The 21644-nt window shown below is 52.7% G+C and carries 17 protein-coding genes; 5 read left to right on the forward strand and 12 right to left on the reverse strand.

Features of this window, described 5'->3' with window-relative positions; translation table 11 throughout:
• From rocF to GCE01_RS10380, 8 genes are all read right to left on the reverse strand, one after another.
• Positions 1-924 carry an arginase gene (gene rocF / locus GCE01_RS10345; protein WP_099212785.1) on the reverse strand — a complete coding sequence of 308 codons (924 nt, stop codon included), beginning with the start codon at positions 922-924 and terminating at the stop codon, positions 1-3.
• A 63-nt stretch (positions 925-987) separates the two neighbouring features.
• Positions 988-1794, reverse strand: a complete 807-nt coding sequence (locus tag GCE01_RS10350; protein WP_099212786.1) for an ATP-binding cassette domain-containing protein — start codon at positions 1792-1794, stop codon at positions 988-990.
• Between the two features lie 30 nt (positions 1795-1824).
• On the reverse strand, positions 1825-2508 hold the full coding sequence (locus tag GCE01_RS10355; RefSeq protein ID WP_099212787.1) for an ABC transporter permease: 684 nt from the start codon (positions 2506-2508) through the stop codon (positions 1825-1827).
• 1 nt (position 2509) lies between these two features.
• Positions 2510-3223, reverse strand: coding sequence for an ABC transporter permease (locus tag GCE01_RS10360; RefSeq protein ID WP_099212788.1), 714 nt, complete (start codon positions 3221-3223; stop codon positions 2510-2512).
• Positions 3220-4365 carry an NAD(P)/FAD-dependent oxidoreductase gene (locus GCE01_RS10365; RefSeq protein WP_099212789.1) on the reverse strand — a complete coding sequence of 382 codons (1146 nt, stop codon included), beginning with the start codon at positions 4363-4365 and terminating at the stop codon, positions 3220-3222. Before GCE01_RS10365 ends, GCE01_RS10360 begins: the two co-directional genes overlap by 4 nt.
• Positions 4349-5860: an FAD/NAD(P)-dependent oxidoreductase gene (locus GCE01_RS10370; RefSeq protein WP_099212790.1), complete on the reverse strand. Its 1512-nt coding sequence runs from the start codon at positions 5858-5860 to the stop codon at positions 4349-4351. The genes GCE01_RS10365 and GCE01_RS10370 overlap by 17 nt, the downstream gene beginning before the upstream one ends.
• Complete coding sequence (locus GCE01_RS10375; RefSeq protein ID WP_174694833.1) at positions 5857-6252, reverse strand: (2Fe-2S)-binding protein; 396 nt, start codon at positions 6250-6252, stop codon at positions 5857-5859. Before GCE01_RS10375 ends, GCE01_RS10370 begins: the two co-directional genes overlap by 4 nt.
• A complete protein-coding gene (locus GCE01_RS10380) occupies positions 6245-7096 on the reverse strand; it encodes a transporter substrate-binding domain-containing protein (protein WP_099212791.1) in 852 nt (283 codons plus the stop codon). The genes GCE01_RS10375 and GCE01_RS10380 overlap by 8 nt, the downstream gene beginning before the upstream one ends.
• Positions 7097-7218: 122 nt before the next feature.
• On the opposite strand from GCE01_RS10380, the gene GCE01_RS10385 reads away from it, so the two are divergent.
• Together GCE01_RS10385 and GCE01_RS10390 are read left to right on the forward strand one after the other, a co-directional pair.
• A complete protein-coding gene (locus GCE01_RS10385; protein ID WP_099212792.1) occupies positions 7219-8100 on the forward strand; it encodes a LysR family transcriptional regulator in 882 nt (293 codons plus the stop codon).
• A gap of 682 nt (positions 8101-8782) precedes the next feature.
• On the forward strand, positions 8783-11203 hold the full coding sequence (locus GCE01_RS10390; protein WP_099212793.1) for a membrane-bound PQQ-dependent dehydrogenase, glucose/quinate/shikimate family: 2421 nt from the start codon (positions 8783-8785) through the stop codon (positions 11201-11203).
• Between the two features lie 188 nt (positions 11204-11391).
• On the opposite strand, the gene GCE01_RS10395 is transcribed toward GCE01_RS10390, so the two are convergent.
• Positions 11392-11967: a TetR/AcrR family transcriptional regulator gene (locus tag GCE01_RS10395; RefSeq protein WP_099212794.1), complete on the reverse strand. Its 576-nt coding sequence runs from the start codon at positions 11965-11967 to the stop codon at positions 11392-11394.
• Between the two features lie 104 nt (positions 11968-12071).
• On the opposite strand from GCE01_RS10395, the gene GCE01_RS10400 reads away from it, so the two are divergent.
• The 3 genes from GCE01_RS10400 (at position 12072) to GCE01_RS17360 (ending at position 15530) form a co-directional block, all read left to right on the forward strand.
• Entirely contained in the window at positions 12072-13052 is a 981-nt protein-coding gene (locus tag GCE01_RS10400) for an SDR family NAD(P)-dependent oxidoreductase (RefSeq protein ID WP_099212795.1), read from the forward strand.
• Positions 13053-13182: 130 nt separating this feature from the next.
• Positions 13183-14304 (forward strand): metallophosphoesterase, encoded by a 1122-nt coding sequence (locus GCE01_RS10405; RefSeq protein ID WP_099212796.1) that lies wholly within the window; start codon positions 13183-13185, stop codon positions 14302-14304.
• 161 nt (positions 14305-14465) lie between these two features.
• Positions 14466-15530 carry a bifunctional transcriptional activator/DNA repair enzyme AdaA gene (locus GCE01_RS17360; protein ID WP_099212797.1) on the forward strand — a complete coding sequence of 355 codons (1065 nt, stop codon included), beginning with the start codon at positions 14466-14468 and terminating at the stop codon, positions 15528-15530.
• A 94-nt stretch (positions 15531-15624) separates the two neighbouring features.
• On the opposite strand, the gene GCE01_RS10415 is transcribed toward GCE01_RS17360, so the two are convergent.
• The 3 genes from GCE01_RS10415 to GCE01_RS10425 all read right to left on the reverse strand — a co-directional run bounded on the left by GCE01_RS10415 (position 15625) and on the right by GCE01_RS10425 (position 21246).
• Complete coding sequence (locus GCE01_RS10415) at positions 15625-17328, reverse strand: Na+/H+ antiporter (RefSeq protein WP_099212798.1); 1704 nt, start codon at positions 17326-17328, stop codon at positions 15625-15627.
• A gap of 245 nt (positions 17329-17573) precedes the next feature.
• Positions 17574-19682 (reverse strand): TonB-dependent receptor, encoded by a 2109-nt coding sequence (locus GCE01_RS10420; protein ID WP_099213035.1) that lies wholly within the window; start codon positions 19680-19682, stop codon positions 17574-17576.
• 538 nt (positions 19683-20220) lie between these two features.
• Positions 20221-21246, reverse strand: coding sequence for a LacI family DNA-binding transcriptional regulator (locus tag GCE01_RS10425; protein WP_099212799.1), 1026 nt, complete (start codon positions 21244-21246; stop codon positions 20221-20223).
• Positions 21247-21644: the final 398 nt, after the last annotated feature.

Raw genomic sequence — 21644 nt, forward strand, 5'->3', positions numbered from 1 at the left:
TCAATAGGTCCTTGTTTTACGTTCGAGAACACGGCGGCCGAAGAGGCTGGCGGCCAGATCGGTCATGAGCAGGGCGGTTTTTGCGCGGACATCCAGGAAGGGGTTGAGTTCCGCCAGATCCAGCGACGTCACGAGGCCACTGTCGTGAAGAATTTCCATGATGAGGTGTGCTTCGCGGAATGTTGCCCCGCCGCACACCGTCGTGCCAACGGCAGGAGCAATGTCCGGATCAAGGAAATCGACATCAAGGCTCACATGCAGGCGCCCGTTGGCAGCCCGGACGCGGTCCAGAAAGCTGTTAAGCGGAGCGACAATTCCCTGTTCGTCGATCGCGCGCATGTCGAAAACTGTAATCCCGATTTCCGCTACATGGCGTTTTTCAGCCTGATCGACCGAACGGATACCCATCATGCACATGTTGCGGGGATCAACGGGGGCGGCAGGAGCTGGGAAGCCCTCGAAACCCGACTGACCTGTGAAGTAAGCGACAGGTGTGCCGTGCAGATTACCGCTGGTCGTCGTGTGAAGGGTGTGCAGATCTGTATGTGCGTCCAGCCACAGGACGAACTGCGGCTGATCCAGATCCTGTGAGTGACGTGCGACACCGGAGACTGTTCCGGCTGACATGGAATGATCGCCACCTAGGAAGATAGGAAAGTCGCAGGCTTTGGCCATTTCATAGGCCCGCTCGCCCACACTTTTGGTCCAGGCGATGATCGCATCCAGATTACGCACAGCGGGATTGGAATGGCTTACGTCTGGCATTTCTGTAGGCACGGCATCTCCCACATCCGTTACGGTCCATCCAAGGTCCTGCAGGATCTCTGGAAGACCGGCTATGCGGAAGGCTGTCGGGCCCATAATGCATCCTCTTTCGGATGTTCCACTTTGCGTGGGAACACCCAGGATCTGACACGTCTTCATCTCAACTCCTTTCCGACACACGGTCTACTGACCGCATGATGTGCTGTATTCTGTTACAGGGCATCAGCCCGGCCGGGAGAAATGGCTGATAAATCTGTCAAAGCTCTCATCCATTCCACCTTTGAACAAGTCTTGCGGGCTTCCCTGGGCTCGAACGGTGCCTTTTTCCAGGAAAACGATCCGGCTTGAAACATCCCGTGCAAAGGCCATTTCATGCGTCACAATGAGCATGGTTCGGCCTTCTGACGCCAGATCCCGCATGACTTTCAGGACTTCACCCACCAGTTCCGGGTCCAGTGCGGAGGTCGGTTCGTCGAACAGCAGGACACGCGGGCGCATGACAATGGCGCGCGCAATCGCTACACGCTGCTGCTGGCCGCCAGAAAGCTGGGACGGGTAATACTCTGCCCTGTTCAGCATCCCGACGCGGGCCAATGTTTTTTCAGCTTCATCACGGACTTCATAGCGGTTTCGCCCCTGAACGTGGATCGGGCCTTCCATAACATTCTGTAAAACCGTTCGGTGGCTCCACAGGCAAAAATTCTGGAAAACCATACCAACCTGCGATCGCAGGCGATTGACCTGCCGCGCGTCAGCAATGTGCTGCTCGCCTCTTTTGAGCCGGAAACGAATATCCTCACCCAAAATATTAAGAGCGCCGCCTGAGGGAACCTCCAGAAGGTTCAGACAACGGAGGAAAGTCGATTTACCTGAACCTGACGCCCCCAGAATGGAAATGACCTCCCCTTCGTGGGCTTCCAGATCAATTCCTTGAAGGACGTCTAAAACGCCGTAGCGCTTCGTTAATCCGACGGCTTTGATAACGGTTGCGCCGGGCAGCGGGGCTGTTTCTTGCGGGAACGGTTCCATGAAAACTCCGGAAAAGACGGCTTGTCTGGGTCAGACCCGGCGACTGGGGTTAAGATGGCCTTCAAGCATATGGACGCAGGTGGCGATCACAAAGGTCATCGCAAGGTAGATCAGGCCCGCAACAGTGAAGATTTCTTCCGAACGGTAGGTCTTTGAAACCAGTCTGTAGGCGAGACCGGTGACGTCCATCAGCGTGATCACGCTGGCCAACGATGTAGCCTTGAGCAGCAGGATAGCTTCGTTCCCGTAATTGGCCAGTCCATATCGCAGAGCTTGCGGCCAGATAACTCTGCGGCGCAGAAGAAGCCCTGCCATCCCGATCGCACGTCCGGCTTCGATTTCACGTTCAGGAACCGCCGCGATAGCTCCACGGATAATTTCTGCCCCATACGCTGATGTGTTGAGCGAAAGGGCCAGAATGGCACACCAGTAAGCCTGCGCCAGAAGAGGCCATGCAAAGGAAGAGCGGAGAAAGCTTATCTGTCCGAACCCGTAATAAATAACAAAGATCTGCACCAGCAGGGGCGTTCCTTGAAAGAGCATGACATAAAGGCGTGAAAACCAGCGCGCGGGAGCAAAGGCGCTTTCTGCTAATGTCGCTATGCAAGCAGCTAGAACAAATCCGGTGCAGAGTGCCGTTGTCGCCAGTTGCAGCGTAAGCGGAACGCCTGCGAGAAGCGTTTTGAGTGTTTCGAAGAGAAAGGACCAATCCATCTTATCGGCCCCAGCAGCGGGAAAAGCGCTTTTCGACGGCCCTGATGCCGAGAGCCGTCGTCTGCCCCATGATGAGATAGACGAGGGCCGCCACCCCATAAAACAATAAAGGCTGCCGTGTTGCGCCGGATGCAATCGTGGATTGTCGGAGAAGTTCTACAAGTCCGATGATGGACAGAAGAGCTGTTTCCTTCAAAACGGACTGCCAGATATTGCCAAGAGCCGGGAGCGCAAATCGGAGTGTCTGAGGAGCTATGATGCGCCTAAGTAAGACAGTAGACGACATCCCACAGGCCTTGCCTGCTTCGATTTGCCCACGTTCCAGACGACAATATGCACTGCGAAAAGCTTCCGTCTGATAGGCGCCGGAAACCAGAGCGATGGCAACGACCCCGATGACGAACGACGGGAGTGAAAAGAAACCGGGGAAGCCTGCCAGATGCATTAGATGCGTCAGGGCAAGTGATCCCCCAAAATAGAAAAGGTAGACGACCAGAATTTCCGGAATGCCGCGGAACAGGGTTGTGTAGAATGTTCCTATCCAACGCAGAGCATGGTTTGGGGCAAGTTTTAGAGCTGCGCCGACAGTCCCGAGAAGACTGCCGAGTGCGAAGCTGCACACTGCTGCTGCCAGTGTCAGACCCGCAGCTAACAGCAGAAGTTTCCCCCAACCGTCTGGGCCAAACCCGACGAGAGCCAGACTTTGTGTGTTCATCCTGCCCCTCCCGTATTAAAGCGAGCACAGGAAAACGGCGTCAGAAGCGGATCAACCTTTCCGCTGACAAGCGATCGGCTGACGACATGGCCAACGGCTGGGGCAAGCTGGAAGCCATGACCGCAGAACCCGAAGACATTCCAGAAATCTGACGTGTTTTTGCCTGGCCCTATGAAGGGAATTCCATCAGGCGTGGAGCCTTCGAGCCCGGTCCATGTGCGCAGGACTGGCACGTGCGCCAGCCCGGGAAAGGCTTCCAGAGTAGCCGCGGCACCCTGCGTCATCCGGTCCATCACGGTGAAGGAGGTATCATGGTCCGCGCAGGGCTTTCCAAGAATTCCTCCTCCGATCACCAGCGATCCGACGGCGCTCTGCTTGAACGATAGCGGACGGTCAATCCCGATCACAACGGGTTCCAGAAAGGGTTGCGTCCGCGCCGTAACCATCATGGAGGGGGCAACGACTTTCAGGGGGAGTGTCTGTCCAGCCATGGCTGCGATCTGTGCTCCCCAAGCCCCGGCGCAGTTAATGAGAACGCCAGTTCCATACGCACCTGATGAGGTTTCAATAGCCCATCCGCCGCCGGGTGCCCGATCCAGCCCCAGAACACGGCAGTTTTCGACAATCTGTGCACCCGCGGCGATAGCTGCCTCTCTAAAGGCACGGGTACTTGCCGCCGGATTTGCGTGTCCGTCGCCCCTCGATACGAGGCCCCCTAGGGCTTTGTCTGTAAGGCCGGGTAGCATCTGTCGGACGTCTTTTGCTGACAGGAGTTCCTCTGCGCCTAATCCACGTTCTTTCATGTCCTGAGCGCGGTTATACGTCCAGGAAAGCTCCGCCTCATCAAGTGCGACGGCAATTTGACCAACTCCAAGGCGGACTTCACAGGACGCTGCGGCGTCTTGTCCGACGAGCTGGTCAAGATGTTTCCAGTGGTGCATGGCCAGTTCGGAAAGAGGGTATTCCCGCCAATCGCGCATCAAAGTCCGCAAGCCCCCGGCATTGACGCTGGACGCATGGCGCCCTGCGATATTCTTATCGAGTAGCGTCACGTTCCAGCCCGCTCTGGCCAGGAACAGCGCAATCGAACAGCCTTGAAGTCCGGCGCCAATTATAAGCGCGGTTTCATTCTGCCGGAACATCAACCGTCTCCTCTACGCCATGTTCGGGCTTGTCTTCGAGTGTCAGGCGTATGGTGGCTCTGGGGTCAAGGCCAGACAGGTTTGCTATTGCACCTAATGGTATGGGACGGATTGGGGGGCGTCCTCTGAACGTGGGTGGACAGGCGGTAGCGTGAGTATGTTCCTGAAGCAGGCGGGCGGCTGTCACCATGCAACTGCGTCCCTGACATGGACCCATACCACAACGCGTTTCACCGCGTAGCGCATCCATGTTTCTGAAACCGGAGCGTATCTTCTCCCGTAGATTTCCAGCTGTCAGTTCCTCGCAACGGCAGACAATCGTGTCGTTCTCTGGAAGGGCACGAGACAGACCGGGTGGAAACACAGCATCCAGAAACGGTCGTACTGAGAGGGACTTTCTGACGGAACGAACAGCCTTGCTGCATGGTCCTGTTCCCCGACCCAGATCAGCCAGGATAGATTGGGCTGCCAGTCTGCCGTGCGCCATTGCGGCATCTGCCCCTCCGATCCTTCGGGCATCCCCCGTGACGCGAATGACGCAACGTCCGGCATACAGTTCTGGCGGGAGAGACGAGGCTGTCTGGCCGTCAAAGGTTGTATCCGGGCGCCAGCTTGCATTCGCTTCGTCCCACTGAAGGCGAAGTCCCGCGCTATTGGGTATATCGATGGATGGCACAATGCCGTCATGGACGATCAGCAGGTCGCAGGCTTGCGTTTGCTGTCTGCCGTTCGCGGTAAAACTGATTGCTTCGACTTTCCGGTGTCCATGTGCGGCAAGGTCCTTCAGTCCTGTCACAGACTTCACACCCGCAGCTTTCAAACGCGCAACCCATCCGAGCCCCTTTATGAGGGGAAGTAGGCCACCCGGCCGCAGATGGCTCACGCCGGAAAGCGCATCAGCAAAGCGATCAGTACGGCCAATCAATGCTGGTTTGATGCCCAGTTGATGCAACTGGTTTGCCAATAACAGCAACAAAGGGCCTGTGCCAGCAAGGACAACGTTGCCGGTAGGTTTGAGGTGTCCTGCCTTCAGAAGTGTCTGGACGGCCCCAGCTGTCATGACGCCGGGTAGCGTCCATCCCGGGAATGGGACGGGCCGTTCCATAGCGCCGTGAGCCAGAAGAACCTGACGTCCTCGCACATAGCCAGCATTTATGCCCTGTAACCAGCCGACGGTTCCGTCAGGCCGCACTTCCCACACGGTTGTCTGGGGGCGATAGTCAATCCCACGGAATGTCCGGAAGCGCTGGATCAGCTCAGCGCCCGCTTTATAGGCTGGTCCGAGGGCGTCCAATAGCGTTTGTCCTGATGGGCTACTGTCGCGCAGATTAGCCTCAAGGTTACGGAAAATCTGGCCGCCTGGGGTCGGCTGCATGTCCAGAACAATGACGGAGCAGCCCGCCTGAACAAGCTCGACAGCCGCCGTCATTCCGGCAGGGCCGCACCCAACGATGATAACGTCTGCGTCGTACGGAGGAATGTTGTCTTGTGTCATACTTCAGGGTGTTTCAAAGCCAGAGGCGCACCCAACTGACGGCGGATTTTCATGCCGTCACGTACGACCGTCAGGCACGCCTGTTGATTGGCAATGCCGTCAATCTCCACAAGACATTCGAAGCAGTGTCCGATCATGCAGTACGGCAAACGCGGGGCACCGGAGACAGGGTTCAGACGGTTATAGGGAACGCCTGTGCGGAGTATGCAGACGGCGACAGTATCACCTTGGCGAGCAATGATCGGTTGGTCATCCAGAAATAGAGTGATGGCGTCTGGGACCGGGCCGAGTGCGGCGAACAGCTTGAAACCTGTATCAGCAGAAAAGGATTGCTCAGCCGTATCCGGAGCAGATGTCTCGGGCGGCGAGACATGCGTTTTGATGTCATTCATGAATCGAAATATCCGTGCCGAACCATTTTTCAGAGAGCGCCTGATTGGTTCCATCGCTGTTGACGGATGTTAGAGCTGCGTTGAAGGCGCTGCGCAGGCTGTCATCATCTGGTCGGAACGCGATATTGGTCGTGTCTGATCCCAGTACGCCTCCAGAAAATGTAGGTCCGGTCAACACGAGTGCGCCCTTGGGAGCCCCTTCAATCATCGTCTTGAAGGTCGTCACGTTGGCGATGGCAATGTCGATGCGGCCGGCCATTAACTCAAGCCCTAACTGGTCGACGGAAGAGTATTCCATGACTTTCAAACCCGGCAGATAAGCCTCGGCAAATCCTGCGGCTGTCGAGCCTGTTTGAACGCCAAGCACTTTCCCTGCGAATGCAAGGTTCAGCTCTTCCAGTGCAGCTTTGGCATCTTGGGGAAAACGGGTCAGATCCAGAGGAATGCCAGCTCTGGGCAAATGGGTGAGGGCGCTCGTACCAGAGGTAAGAAATCCATTTGGAGCATGGGTGTAGGGGTGCGAAAATGAGACAATTTTACTGCGCTCATCTGTAATGCCCATGGAGGCAATGATTGCGTCGTATTGCCCAACGCGCAGCCCGGGAATAAGGCCGTTCCAATCCTGTGTAACGATTTTACAGGTTGAATTCATTCGCTGACAGAGGGCCTTCACGAGATCCATTTCATAGCCAGCGTATGAGCCATCCGGCTTTGCAAACGCCCATGGTGGATAGGTCCCCTCCGTAGCGATTGTGATGTGGCGAGGATAATCTTCTGCGACGACAGACGGCGAACACGTCAGAAGCAGAAACGGAATAAGGAGACATGTCGCACGAACTGGCATTCATGAAGTTTCCGCTAAAGGCGCGTCAGGAAAGGCTCACTGGATCGATTTAGAATTTTAAATGCGATATCGGAATATATTTCTTCTTGGCAGAAAGCATAAGCTGAGCTTACGCTTTAAGGATGCAGTCGTATCGTATCCCTTCCTTGAACTGGCTTCGCGTTTTCGATGCCGCAGCGCGACATCAGAGTTTTGCCTCTGCAGGGCGTGAGCTGAACATGTCTGCCGCTGCCGTCAGTCAGCAGATCCTGGCGCTGGAAACCTATCTCAAGAAGCCGTTGTTTCTGAGAAGTGCCAACAAGGTTCGGCTTACGCTGGAAGGAAATGAGTTCCTGCCGACCGTGCAGGTTTCTCTTAGGGCTATTGAGGCGAAATCTGCGTCTTTGTTCCCTCGGCGTGAGCTTGAGCGTGTTTCGCTTGTTGCAAGTCAGCTTATGGCTCTGAGCTGGTTACCGCGGCGCCTATGTGCTTTTGAAAAAAAGCATCCATCCGTGCGCGTGGATCTGATCATCGAAGATGCGCAGAGGCACCGGGAGCCAGACCTTGTCATCCGTTTTGATTATGCCATGTCCACGCGTGAGCATCCTGGCTGGTTAATGGGAATAAGCCATGTGGTGGTCGGCCAGCCGGAAGACGTAGATCGTATTACGACTGCAAACGCGGTAGCAGATTTCAAGCTCCTTGATGTGAGGTCACATGCGGTCGGGTGGAACACACTCTTGGCTCGTTATCCCGGTGTTTTTGAAGACACGTCTTTAATGATTGAATCTGTGGACACAACGCCTCTTGCTCTCATGATGGTCAAGGAGCGGTCTTCTCTGGCTCTTGTTCCCTGGCCGGCGTCCCAAAATCTGGTTGAGGCTCTTGGGTTGGTTGTGTGCAGCGCTTTACCTGCGATCTCTGGGTTGGGAAATTACTATATCGAGCAGTTTTCTGGTCACGGCGTACGACCTGTCATTCGCGCGCTTTTTGAAGAGCTCCGAAAGTACAGCAATCCTACCTAACGGTGAGAGGCCGTCACACCAAGTTGACGGCGATTGTTTGCGAAGAAGGCAATTGAGTCATACTGTCAGGCTCTGAAAACAATGCCTTTATTTTTGGCGCTCGCGGGTATTCTAAATATTAGACGGCCGTTTATATCGAGGTCTGTCCAAATATTTCTTCTGATGTTGATAATAATCTGAATCCGTTTTCATCTACAATGGATTTTTAAATGCCTATATATTGAAATTTTTGGTTGGGTTGATCTCAAATTAAAATATACATTACTTGTACGGAATAATTATTGATTGGTGTTGGGAAATTTAATTTAGAGCCAAAGATTCCATTTTCATTATTAATTGTCCAATTTCTTCATAGTATCACAAAAAAGATATTCACGGTCGATTGATGAGAAAAATGAAAATTTTCCCTTAAAGGAAATGACGTGAAATAAATACGGAGTCAATAATATATGATATGTATGTTTCATTAATGTATCTGAAAATACGAATTATTCATATTGAAGGAAAAATTACTGTTTCCTCATACGGTGGGTAATTTTGTATTTTAATAATTAGGAAAATTATCTGCCTGATATTTCTGAATAAGAAATAAATAAAGGAGAAAAAGTAACTGAAGAAAAAATCTAAAAACCAGAAGATGAAATTATCAGATTTAACGCATAGCGTTCACATTGGAGGTAAAATGTCGAGCGATGTTCAGGAAAAATCAAGACCATGGGTGATAAGTGGACTGATTTTCGTAGTGAGTTTAACCCTGGTTATCGGGGGAACAGAGCTTATTTTCTTGGGAGGAAGTCCGTACTATCTAGTTAGTGGTTTAGCATTGGCTGCGAGCGCAGTTCTTGCCTGGGCCAGGCGTGGTCTCGCTTTATGGATTATAGCGCTTACCATATTAGGCACCTTGATCTGGTCGATCGCGGAAGTTCACCTGTCTTTCTGGGAGCTTGAGCCACGGCTTGTTGCGTTCATTATCTTAGGCCTTTTGACGCTGCTCCCATGGTTTAGAGGTCGGCTTTCACCGATATCACGTGCCGCGACATATTCAGTCGGAGGGGTTACAACCGCCGCATTTTTAACTCTTGTAATTGCTGCGCTTCAGCCTACCGGGATCTCTGGCAGTGCGCAGTTGGCGTCTAATGGAGCAGAGGGTTCTGATACGTCTGTTCCTGATCAGGACTGGCGATATTATGGCCGAACGCAAGGGCAGGACCGTTTTTCTCCTTTGAAACAGATTAATGCCAGCAATATCAAAGACCTAAAGCTGGCATGGAGTATGCACACCGGTGACACCATGCATCCTGGTGAAGATCAGGGCGGCACGGATGGTGGCCATGAATTCAACTTTGAGAATACGCCCATCAAGGTGGACGACACTCTCTACGTCTGCACCGGTCATAGCTGGGTTGAAGCGATTGATGCTGCGACGGGAAAGATTAAATGGAAATATGATCCCAAGGCCAATACCGGACCGGACGTATATCTCGCATGCCGCGGTGTTGCTTATTACAAGGCGCCTGAAGGGGCGAGTAGCGAGTGCCCGGAACGGATCATCGCTCCAGTTCTTGATGCCCGGTTGATGGCCCTTAATGCCAAGACAGGTAAGCCTTGCGAAGACTTTGGTGATCACGGTTTCATTTCATTGACGCAGTACCTGGGGCACGTTCCTGACGGGTTTCATTTTGTGACGTCGCCCCCGATGATCATCAGTGATCGGGTCATTACGGGAGGATGGATTTTCGACAATCAGGCGACGTTTGAACCATCCGGTGCAGTTCGCGCGTTCGACCCAGTGACAGGCAAGATCGTATGGGCATGGGACGTGGGCCATAATCCACAAACCTGGACTCCCGGGCCTCATGACGAGCTCACCCGTGATACGCCGAACGCGTGGGGCGTTTATACGGCAGACCCGAAACTTGGTCTTGTCTATCTGCCCACCGGCAACGCACCACCTGACTATTTTGGTGGTCACCGGCGTCCATTCGATGACAAGTTTAGTAGTTCCATCATTGCGTTGGATGCAAAAACCGGTGAATTGCGTTGGCATTTCCAGACCGTTCACCATGACGTCTGGGACATGGATGTTCCGGTTGGTCCATCTTTGATTGATTTGCCGGGCCCTGACGGATCAACGATCCCGGCGCTCGTACAAACTACCAAGCGTGGCGAGTTCTTCATGCTCAACCGCGAGACTGGAAAACCAGTGGCGGAAGTTCAGGAGAAAAAGACGCCACAAGGGGCTGTTCCGGGCGACTGGACAACACCTACACAGCCGTATTCGGTTGGGCTTCCCTCTGTTGCCCCCAAGGATCTGACAGAAAAGCATCTATGGGGCGCTACGCCGATTGATGAGATGCTATGCCGGATCGAATTCCGTAAGGCCGCGTATCAGGGCCAGTTTACGCCGCCACAGCTAAAGGAAACGATCGTTTATCCGGCGTTTGATGGTGTTGTGGACTGGAATGGCGCGTCGGTCGATCCGGTCAACAAACTTGTCATTTCCACAGCCAACTACATTCCCTTCATGTTGCGTATGGCGCCGCGTGGACCGGTCGAAAAGGCGGGTTTTGTGCCGACATGGGACGGGGGCGGCAACGAGCCTCATGTAAAGGGAGGAGTATATGGCCCGCAATATGGTACGCCCTATGTCGGGTACGTTCATCCATGGCTCAATCCGCTTATGGTTCCTTGTGACGCACCACCTTGGGGTACGTTGACGGCAATCGATCTTGTCAGCCGGAAAATCGTCTGGCAGCACCCGATTGGTACGACCCGTGATACGGGGCCGTTTGGAACCCACACCAATCTTCCATTACCAACCGGTATGTTCAACATCGGCGGTACGATGGTGACGGGAGGTGGACTGGTCTTCCTCGGTGCGACGGCAGACGATTACCTGCGGGCTGTTGACGAAAGCACCGGCAAGGTTGTCTGGAAAGCACGTCTGCCAGCGGGTGGGCAGGCAAACCCGATGTCCTACATGATCAATGGCAAGCAATACATTGTTATTGCCGCTGGAGGCCACGCCGGCATGGGAACACGAACAGGCGATTATATTCTCGCCTACGCTCTTGATGATGGGCAGACGTCTCAGGCTCATTGATCTGTTTTTTAGGTCGGGTTTCTATTATGGAAACCCGACTATCATCATGAAACTTCGTTATTTTCGTGAAAACAGATCAAGTAATGCTCTATGGACGTATCAAGGGAGGTTCCCTAACGCGGCGCAGTCATTCAGTATTTTAGATAGAGCATGGAGGCTGAATATCAGTCGTCCTTTTTCGTTTACAATCAGGATGCTCTCGATCCGGCAATAAGGATGTCGACGAGGCGTTTTGCGCTTGTTTCCCACCCGGGACCGGCTGAAAAATTCGACACGCCAGCCAACGCTCGGAGCAGGTCGAGCGGTTCGATCTCAGCGTTGAGATCTCCACTTGCAACAGCCGCCGCTACAAGTGTGTCAATCGCTCCTTGAAGCACAATCCCGGACTGGGCATAGAGCGCACTTGTGCCGCCAACCAGTCCGTTAAGTGCAGGTGCAATGACCTGCTTTGCGGCAATGTAATCCACGAACAGGCGCATCCATGCGCGAAGCGCTTCTACTGGCGGATGCTGCGTGGCTAGGACAGGTGCTGCGTCTGCGAGGCGGTCGAGTTCAACACGGTAGACAGCCTCAATGAGAGCATCGCGGTTGGGAAAGTGCCGATAAAGCGTGCCGATCCCGACACCTGCACGCCGCGCAACTTCATCCAGGGGAATATCGACTTCCCCCGCCGTGAATGCGGTTTTCGCCACATTTAGCAAGTGTTCTCTGTTGCGCTGACCATCGCTGCGCGGTCTGCGTCGAAGTTTTTTGTCCTCAGCCATTGGCTCCCTCTTGTTAAACGGAGGATGCCTCCGCATATGTAAAGCGGAGTAATACTCCATGTATCATCTCGCGTGTGGTTTCACCACGCCCAGGAGTTTCACGAATGACGAAGATTTTTGGCGCAAGATCAACAACCGGTGATGTTCTCTCTGGTCTGTCTCTCAAGGGAAAACGCATTCTCGTAACAGGCGTTTCTGCGGGCCTGGGCATCGAAACTGCACGTGCTCTTACTGCTCATGGTGCACATGTTGTGGGGGCAGTGCGCAATCTGGATAAGGCTGAAAATGCGACTGCTCAGGTTCGTGCAGACGCCGAATCTGGGGGAGGACAATTTGAGCTGATTGCGCTGGATCTTGCAGATCTCGGCAGTGTCCGGGCGTGTGCGGACCAGTTGAACAGTATTGGTCTATCTTTTGATCTGGTCATTGCCAATGCTGGCGTCATGGCTACCCCGTTCGGGCATACGAAGAACGGGTTCGAGACACAGTTCGGAACCAATCATCTTGGTCACTTCGTACTCATTAACCGGATAGCGGGGCTTATGAACAATGGCGCCCGACTGGTGAACTTGTCGTCCGCGGGCCATCGCTTTTCAGATGTCGATCTGGAAGATCCGAATTTTGACCACACGTCCTATGAGCCATTTGTTGCTTACGGGCGCTCCAAGACTGCCAATATCCTCTTTGCCGTGGCGTTCGACGCGCGTCATCGTGCTCGTGGCGTGCGGGCTACAGCCGTTCATCCCGGCGGTATCTTGACTGAACTCCCTCGTCATATGCCTGCAGGAGCAATCGAGGCTATGGTCACAGGCATCAATGAACAGGCGGCCAAGGAGGGAAAGCCACCATTCCAGTTCAAGACCATCCCGCAAGGCGCCGCTACATCAGTTTGGGCAGGGATCGTGGCGGATGCAGATGCTATAGGTGGTCGCTACTGTGAAGACTGCCACGTGAGCCCAATCGTCTCTGATGATCAGCCGCTTGGTCTGGGGGATGAGGGCGTGCGGTCTTATGCGCTCGATCTGGCTCATGCCGAGGCTCTTTGGAAGAAGAGCGAAGAGATGGTTGGAGAGAGCTTTTCCTGAAATGTAAGCATGTCTCATGTTTTGAGATCATGCGTAGTTTTGACGCCCAGCACATGGACGCAGTGAATATTTCTAAGCCTGAGAGGCGATGGGCGTCTCTTGGTGCTTTCATGCAAGGAGGCTGATTGCCGTGCGTGTTGTTGTTTTCGGTTTGCCCCTCCTTGTCGTGATCCTGAACTGGCTCTGGCCGCTTCCGTTGCCTCTCGCTGCGAAAATGCTCGGAAGCGTTCTGGTGATCGTCGCAGCGCTTTATCATTACTGGTCTAGGCTCTCGTCGGGCTCCGTTTTCGCTCCGGAATTTCCTCGACCTTTCGTCGTCCTGTTCAACTGGGGTTTTGGGGCAATCCTGTTTCTCACGCTGTTCCAGATCGCGCTTGATGTTGGTGCACTGGTCTTCGCTCTTGCGGAATGGCAGCCAGTCCATATCTCCGCTAGTGCGCGAGAGGCTATTGGCGGGCTTGCGGGATTTTTGGCTGCTGTGAGTGTTGCGAATGCTTTGCGCGTACCGCCAGTCAAAGATGTGACGATCACCATCCGCGGTCTGCCCAGGGTGTTTGATGGATACAGGCTGCTCCAGTTGAGTGACATGCACATCAGTCGGCTGTTTCCGGCCACGTGGGCCGCAGCAATGGTCGAGTGTGCCAACTCGGCAGCAGCAGACATGATCGTTGTGACGGGAGATTTTATCGACGGATCTGTGGAGATGCGGCGTGAAGATGTGGCGCCACTTGCCCGGCTGCAGGCGCGTGATGGTTTACTGGCAATTCCCGGAAATCATGAATATTTTTTCAATTATTCCAACTGGATGCAACATCTGTCGGGATTAGGCTTCCATATGCTGTTGAACGACCATGCAGTGGTTACCAAGGGGCAAGATCAGTTGGTAGTTGTCGGCGTGACAGACAGGTCTGCGCCCGGCCATGGTCAGCCTGGCCCAGATTTAGAGGAAGCCCTTAAAGGGAGCCCGGACAGAGCGCCGGTCATATTGCTCGATCATCAACCTGGGGATGCGCGTGTGTCAGCCGAATATGGCGTTGCCCTGCAGTTATCCGGTCACACGCACGGCGGAATGATTTTGGGGTTAGATCGTTTGGTGGCACGCGGTAATAACGGGTTCGTCTCCGGGCGCTACAGTGTGGGTAATATGATGCTCTACGTCAGTAATGGGACCGGGTTGTGGCCAGGTTTTGCACTACGGCTTGGCAGACCATCCGAGATCACGTGTTTTCATCTGCGGACTGAAGAAAATTAAAATCTGAGCCTCTCATGGAGGCGTCAGACGAGCGAACCTTTGAAAACGATACCCGCCCCTTGGCGGGTATTGGGGTGCCAAGGAAGAGGCTACGCCGAAAATAAAAAATCAACGCCTGAAAACCGGCGACATTTGAGAGTTGGTGGCTATAGGTTTTCTGAATGCTATTCGATCTTCCTGACCCAGACACTCTCTATGCCGCTCTGCTTGCCCGGAACGAATATTTCGACGGACAGGCATTCGTCTGCGTGTCGTCAACAGGGGTTTTTTGTCGCCTGACCTGTCCGGCCAGAAAGCCGAAGCGCGAGCATTGTACGTTTTACCCGACGATTGGGGACTGTATTGAAGCGGGTTTTCGTCCATGCAAGCGCTGTCATCCTCTGCAGGCTGCAGCGCTTGCCGACCCAGCGATTTTGGCCCTTTTGCAGGCTTTGGATACACGTCCTGATGTGCGGTGGTCCGAAGACTGTATTATCAGATTGGGTTACGACCCTTCTACAATCCGCCGGAGCTTCAAGCGACAGTTTGGAATGACATTTCTGGAAATGGCGCGTCAGAGGCGTCTCAGAGAAGGGTTCGAAGCGTTGGCCGAGGGTGGCAAGGTCATTACGGCTCAGCATGAGGCCAGCTTTGAGTCAGCAAGTGCGTTTCGTGCGGCTTTTTCTCGTCTGCTGGGGTGCGCACCGGGAGAATTGCGCCCCAATAAGCTTTTACAGGCGACATGGATACCCACACCTTTGGGCGATATGATGGCTGTCAGTAGTCGCAGTCATCTGCATCTTTTAGAGTTCGTAGATCGAAAAGCGCTGCCCGCAGAGCTCAAGAAACTTAACAAGGCCTCGCCGGGAGGAATTGGTATCGGCCGCATGCCGCCATCGGAGCAGGCTAAGGCCGAACTCGAAGGCTATTTTTCCGCCCGATCAGACAGTTTTCATACCCCTCTTGCTGTGAGCGGAAGCGCCTTTACACAAAAGGTGTGGGAGGCATTGCGAACAATTCCTGCTGGTGAAACCAGAAGCTATTCTGACATTGCACGGCAGATCGGCCGTCCCGCCGCAGTGAGAGCTGTTGCGCGCGCCAATGGTGCCAACCAGATAGCGCTGATGATCCCATGCCACCGCGTTATTGGCGCGGACGGCTCCTTGACGGGATATGGTGGTGGTCTCTGGCGGAAACACAGACTTATTGAGATCGAACGCGAGCTTAAAAACTCGAAAATAGAATAACCGATTTTCAGGTTTGATATTTTATAATGTCATAGGTGCACGGAGAGTATTTTTAGTTAATTACTTCATATGAATTGTATTATGTTTATTGATATCAAATATCTTGAGGCAATCTCTGAACGCGACTGCGGATTACCTGTTCCTCGTAGTCGAGTTCACGCTGAATGTCCCATTCCGTCTGATCATTGATGTCGCGTGCGTCCACCAGCGCATGAAGTGTTTGTCGCTGCAGCCTCAGGACAATCAGGCGCAATGCCAGTTCGATCCGTTCACGGCGCAGCGCCGTCGTCCGCGTCAAAACTGGGGACTGGGTTGGGCCATCAATTTGGCTGAGGCGGTTTTCATAGGTCTGTAGCAGGCGTCCGAGAACCTCCAGCCTCATATCTTCGTTGCTATGATCACTGTCTGCCTGGTCAAGGGATTCACTTCGGTCTTTCTCTGTGCGGCTTTGTTCACGGTGCAGAAGCTGCAAAGTCGCTTGAAGCAGGCGCTGGCGGGCAAGACTTTCTTCCTGAGCGTGCTTGTCTGCCATATCGCGTGGCAGATATCGGATACACAGCGGAATAGCGATCGCTGCCATAACGAGGGAAAGAACAATTACCCCAGTTGCGACAGTAATTACAAAGCTGCGTTCAGGAAACGCTTCCGGGTCAATCCCGATAGCCGGCAGTGAAAGCACTGCTGCCAGCGTAACGGCGCCACGGACGCCCGAGAAGGCGAGCAACACAACCTCGAGGATATGTGGGAACGCGAAGGTGCGATGTGACATCCGGGCAGTTGCCCATCTGCGAATGATGGAAACCCAAATTCCGCAAAATCGAATAATGAACATAATGGCATAAACACTCGCGACCAGTAACGAGAGTTGCCAGAAATGCGCGCTGTGCTCGTGAGCCAACTCGACGCCAGCATCAAGTAGCCAGGGGAGTTGTAGCCCTAGAAGAAGGAAGATTAAGGCATTAAAAACATAACTGACAGTGTCGAGAACCGTGCTCGCCTGCAGTCGGGTCGAGGTTGCAGCTTCGTCTGATACTCCTGTCAGTTTGATAACCATACATCCGGCGACAGCTGCCAAAATGCCTGAAGCATGTGCTGTCTCGGCTGCGAGATAGATCCCGAATGGCAGGAGCACGATCATCAAAACCTGCATGAGAGGATCGTCAAATCCGCGGCGAAGCAGGATGCGCTCAGCGCGTACGGCAATCCATGCCAGTCCAGCTCCGATGGCCAATCCTCCGAACGAGACCAGCAGGAACGAACTGAAAGCATGACGGTATGAAAATTCTCCCGTCATTGCGGCAATCATTGCAAAATGAAAGCAGACAAGGCCTGACGCGTCGTTGAACAGAGCCTCGCCGTTTAGGATATGGATCAGCCGCTCAGACACCCGGCGCCCTGCAATAAGGCTGGAGACTGCAACAGTATCTGTGGGAGAGAGTGCGGCAGCCAGTGTAAAGCATACCGCGAGACTAACGGCCGGGATCATCCAGTGAATTGCATAGCCGCAAAGGACTGTCGAAATCACAACTAGGCCGAATGCCAGAAACAGAATTACGCTACGGAGTTCTGAAAACTCACGCAACGGCATACGAAAAGCGTCTGTAAAAAGGAGTGGGGGCAGGAAAACCAGCATGAACAGGCTTGGCTTCAGTCCGATATGCAATCCGAGAAGAGACGCAATAATACCGAGCAGGATCTGAACCAGAGGGGCAGGGACACGATTGGAAAGCGCCTTAACTGCCAGACTGCTTACAACGATCATGGCGAGGAGGACGAGAGTGGTTTCTGCTTCCGACATACATAGTCTTTCGGCCAATTTTCAGAAGCAGGCAAATGTTTCGTGATTTTGAAATTTCTGAGGATGTCGCATCATTATAATTATTGGCGGTCCAAGTATGTTGGGAGCTTATCGGTGCACCGTATATTTCTTCATCCTAAGTAATGGATTTTATTCTAAAAAATCTCCTTCAAAGACGGGAAGTTTCACTGGAATATGAGTTTCCCGTCTTCTTTAAGTGCCTCGTGAAAGATCTCTTACAACTTTTAAAAAGCTGTTGAGACCGTGCCTGTAACTGTAAATCTGGGTTCCAGAATAAACTGTGCACCAGAGCCCGGATTAGAGAGATTTCCGTTCATAAGGCGGACCTGGCTGGCATTTGTGCCGACGCCAACAACTCCTGTTCGCAGGATTGCACCGGTAAGATTGGTAAAGTTTAGTCGGATTGTTGGTGACTTTGCGTGCCAGAGAGGCTTGAAGTGATAACCGAGTGAAAGCGTATTTGTGAAATAACCTGGCATCCGCTGGTCCCCCGCAAGCGTTGTGGATTGCGGGCCAGTATAGTGAAGGGCACCGTTCGCAAAAATGCCTTTATAGGTATACGTCAGGCCAAAGTTTGCCATGAAATGTGGAGCTAACGGGGCTTGCTTTCCTTTACTCGCAAAGGCCGTAAGACTTCCGTTAATATCTGAAGCAGCAATATTGGTATCAGTTGTGGCGTTGAGATATTCCATAGAAAAATAAGGGCTGAGCCCGTGAATAGGCTGTGTTGATACCATCAAGTCCACGCCGCGAGCGGTTTGGTTTCCGGCATTCACGACGCCAGTCTGGTTGTTTCCGACATAAGTGGAAAGGAGGCGATTTGTGATATTGTAATTGAACAGATCAAGATCGACGATGAGGTATTTATCGTTATAACGATAGCCGAGCTCTTCTCTGATCGAATACTGATTTTTAGGCAGTGTTCCATCGATATTCGTGTTCGCTACCGCAGAGGATGCGGGCTGTCTGAAGTCACCTTCTGCATTCATGTAAAGTTGATGGTGCTCATTGAAGTGATAACTGATTGACACATGCGGCAATGGGGCAGTCAGGTTCTGTCCAAGCTTTTGCTTGCTTGGATAAACGATATACCAAACATTCGACATGACATATTTGAAGCCAGCATTAACCAAAAGGTGGTCGTGGAAGTATTTTGCGGTATCCTGAAAAAATAACGAATGAATTTCAAAGCCTGCCGTGTTGCCTGGGTAAACGCGGCTGCCGTTTCGATAGATCTGATAAGTAGAATTATTGGGACTTGGGTTAGCGCCTTCGGCAGTCGTCACGCTGCTTGGAAAATGCTGGGTGTAATCTTGATTTTGGTACCAGTAGCCAAGTTCAAAGTGATTGTGCTTATCGATATCGTATCCAAGAATTGCTGTTAGGCCGACGCTGAATGCGCCATCCTGCAAGAAAAAGCTGGTTACGGGAGTTCCGGTGGCGACAGGTACTCCGGATTTATAGGTATTGCCGCTCGTTGCGCCTGAAAAAGCGCCCGCGCTTCCGCTCCAGCCGCGTCCCCAGTTGTAGTAGGGGCGGAGATCAAAATGGAGGTGTCGTGTGAGGACAACATGCATTGGCGCAGTCAGGAAAAGCTGCATCCAGTGGTTGATGTTGTTTTTCCAGTAATCGTTACTGGCCGCATCGAATTCAGCCTTCCGGCCGTAGCTATTTCCCGTCCGTTTAAAATCATAAAACTGATTGGCGGTGCCATATCTGTCGACGACAAAGTCTTCGAGGTTCCATCCCATGAATGCGCGGGCATATGAGCCATTGGCCCAGTCTTTTCGCACGCCGACATCCACGTGAATCTTCTCGTTGCGTCCTCCGCCAAACCATGAGCGTGCCTGGGTATGGGCGAAGGAAACAAATCCTCTGCTTCCCGTGTTTCCAACGTCTCCTGACTCAAGGCGGATGAACTGGCGTGCCAGATTGTTTGTACCGTATGAAAAATCCATCGTTCCCCCAAATTTGTGTGAGGGATCATGAGTGGCCTGATTTAAAACGCCAGCTGCTGCTGATGTTACTGGAAGATCGATTGGAGACGAACCCGGCATCATGCTGACGCTGTCGACGTCTTCGGATTCAACGTTTTCTGCCATATACGCCGCGCTGGCTGCAGGGCCGCCATCAATCATCAGTGCCATATCAGCATCTGTCAGGCTTCGGCTTTGAATGCGCCCACCTTGCAAGCCAGACGTATCGGTGACTGCAATGTTAACGCTTGGAAGATTTCGAACGAGTTCGAGGGCAGTACTTGTGGGGCTCCGCATATCAATAAACGATTTTGTAATAGTCTGTATTGCGTATGGGGCAGTTTCAACACGCATCATCCCGCCGCCTCGGCTCCGCTGTATGCTGGACACGTGAACAGTTTCATCCGCCGTGGAATTAATTTCCGTACGCGCATGTCGGGGTTTCGGATGTTCTGACACGCTGGGAATGTCGTGACGACGTGAGCGGGTCTCCCGATGAGGAGTAGATTTCTCCGCCTCCTGTTCGGTCGCAGCGGCCTGTGCTTCCGAGAAGGATGTGGCGTCAATGATTCCGGCTGGTAGGCTGGTTCCCAGGCAAGTCATGACGAGGAGGCGCCGATTTAACGAGCGAATTTTCGGAGCACGAGAACGCATCACATGGCTTCCTTTCATGTGGAACCAAGTCGTTTTTGTTTCTTATCATTATGGATTTCGACCAAGCGATAATGCCGGTTTAATCCATAACGGAAACGTAACCTAAATTGGTTTTTAAAATAAAACGGTATTTTTAAATTTGAAATTTCAAATTATGTTCTTGAATGTTGCAATCAGAAATAAAATAATAACAATTAGTAATTTATCTTATTGTGGAATTTTTATATTTAGTAATATTTACTTATATAGGTGGATTTCGCCCCCTGTGTCTGACAGAGCCACGCCTTACCAGTGCGATCGGTGTTCTGATTTCCATGGCGGGACGTGCTGGGTGACTCATGGTTGCCAGCAATTGGCGTACACCTTCGCGTCCCATGGTCTGTGCATTCTGTCGAATAGTCGTCAGGCGGGGTGTGACCATGTCAGCCGGAGCGATATCATCAAATCCAAGAATGGACAGATCACCAGGCACTGTAAGGCCTAGGTCAAGAAATCCTTCGATCAGGCCAATCGCAATATAGTCACTGCCAGCGAAAACCGCATCAGGTCTGGGGTGCATGGCAGATAAAGCTATAGCCGCCTGACGACCATAATCACGGCTATAACGGCCATTCAGTAAAAGAGTGGGGTCAAATAGGAGGTTCGCGTCCTCCAGAGCCTGTCTGTAACCCGCAAGTCGTTCACCCGCGCTCATCAAAGCAGATGGGCCGCTCACGTGAGCAATACGTCGATGCCCTGTGCTGATAAGATGTCTGACGCCGTAGAGTGCGCCCTGCACGTTGTCGCAGAAGACTTTGCTTGCATGGCTGCCGGGAATATCTTCATCGAGAATAACAATATTCCGGTAGCGATTAAGGTGATCTCGGAGTTGTCCATCATCCGGTCGGTTTGAAACGAAGAGCAGACCATCAACCATGTGAGTGTCGAGCCATCGAAGAAAATCAATCTCGCGCGATACGTCATTGCGGCCAATTCCCAGAATCAGGCCATAGTTGGCTGACGCGGCTTCGAGTTCAGCACCTTCGGCAAGTTCGGCAAAAAACTGATCTGAAATTTCAGGCACAACTAGCCCGATTGTTTCGCTTTTCCCTTGGCTTAAGCGTTGCGCAAAGTGGTTTCTACGGAAGCCAAGGGTTTGAATGGCTGCCTCCAGTCGCGCCGCAGTTTCGGCAGGCAGCACGAGTTTGTTGTTCAGATAGCGAGAAACGGCGCCTTTCGAGAGGCCAGCTAAAGTGGCGACGTCACTGATCGTAGGGCCTTTACTCATCTGAAGCTCAACTTGTCGGGCATGGGGTTGGTACGATTTAGAGCTGCATCTCAAGGAAATGAGGGTATGCAACTCCAGATCGGAATCGTTATGTTGCTTATTGACAATGATATGATCCGAAAGTTAGTCATTGTAAACCGGTTTACTGACAAAGTGAGGTCCCGTGTCATATATGGCTTTCACCGCCCACATCCCTGGCGCTCCAATTAAGAGTAGTTCGGTTGTGGATGCCATTCGGTTGGTGGTGGAAGATTTTCATGACCGGGGTACCAATGTTGTATCAGGGAAGGGAGGAAAGACTTTTTCTTTTTTTCCGACCTCTGTAACGGATAATATTCCTCCGCTTTCCCCTGAACTGGCGGATGCTATCTGTTTGCTTTCTCGTCTCCATATAGCGC

Origin of the sequence: Gluconobacter cerinus (assembly GCF_002723935.1) — a bacterium.
Taxonomy (GTDB): Bacteria; Pseudomonadota; Alphaproteobacteria; order Acetobacterales; family Acetobacteraceae; genus Gluconobacter; species Gluconobacter cerinus.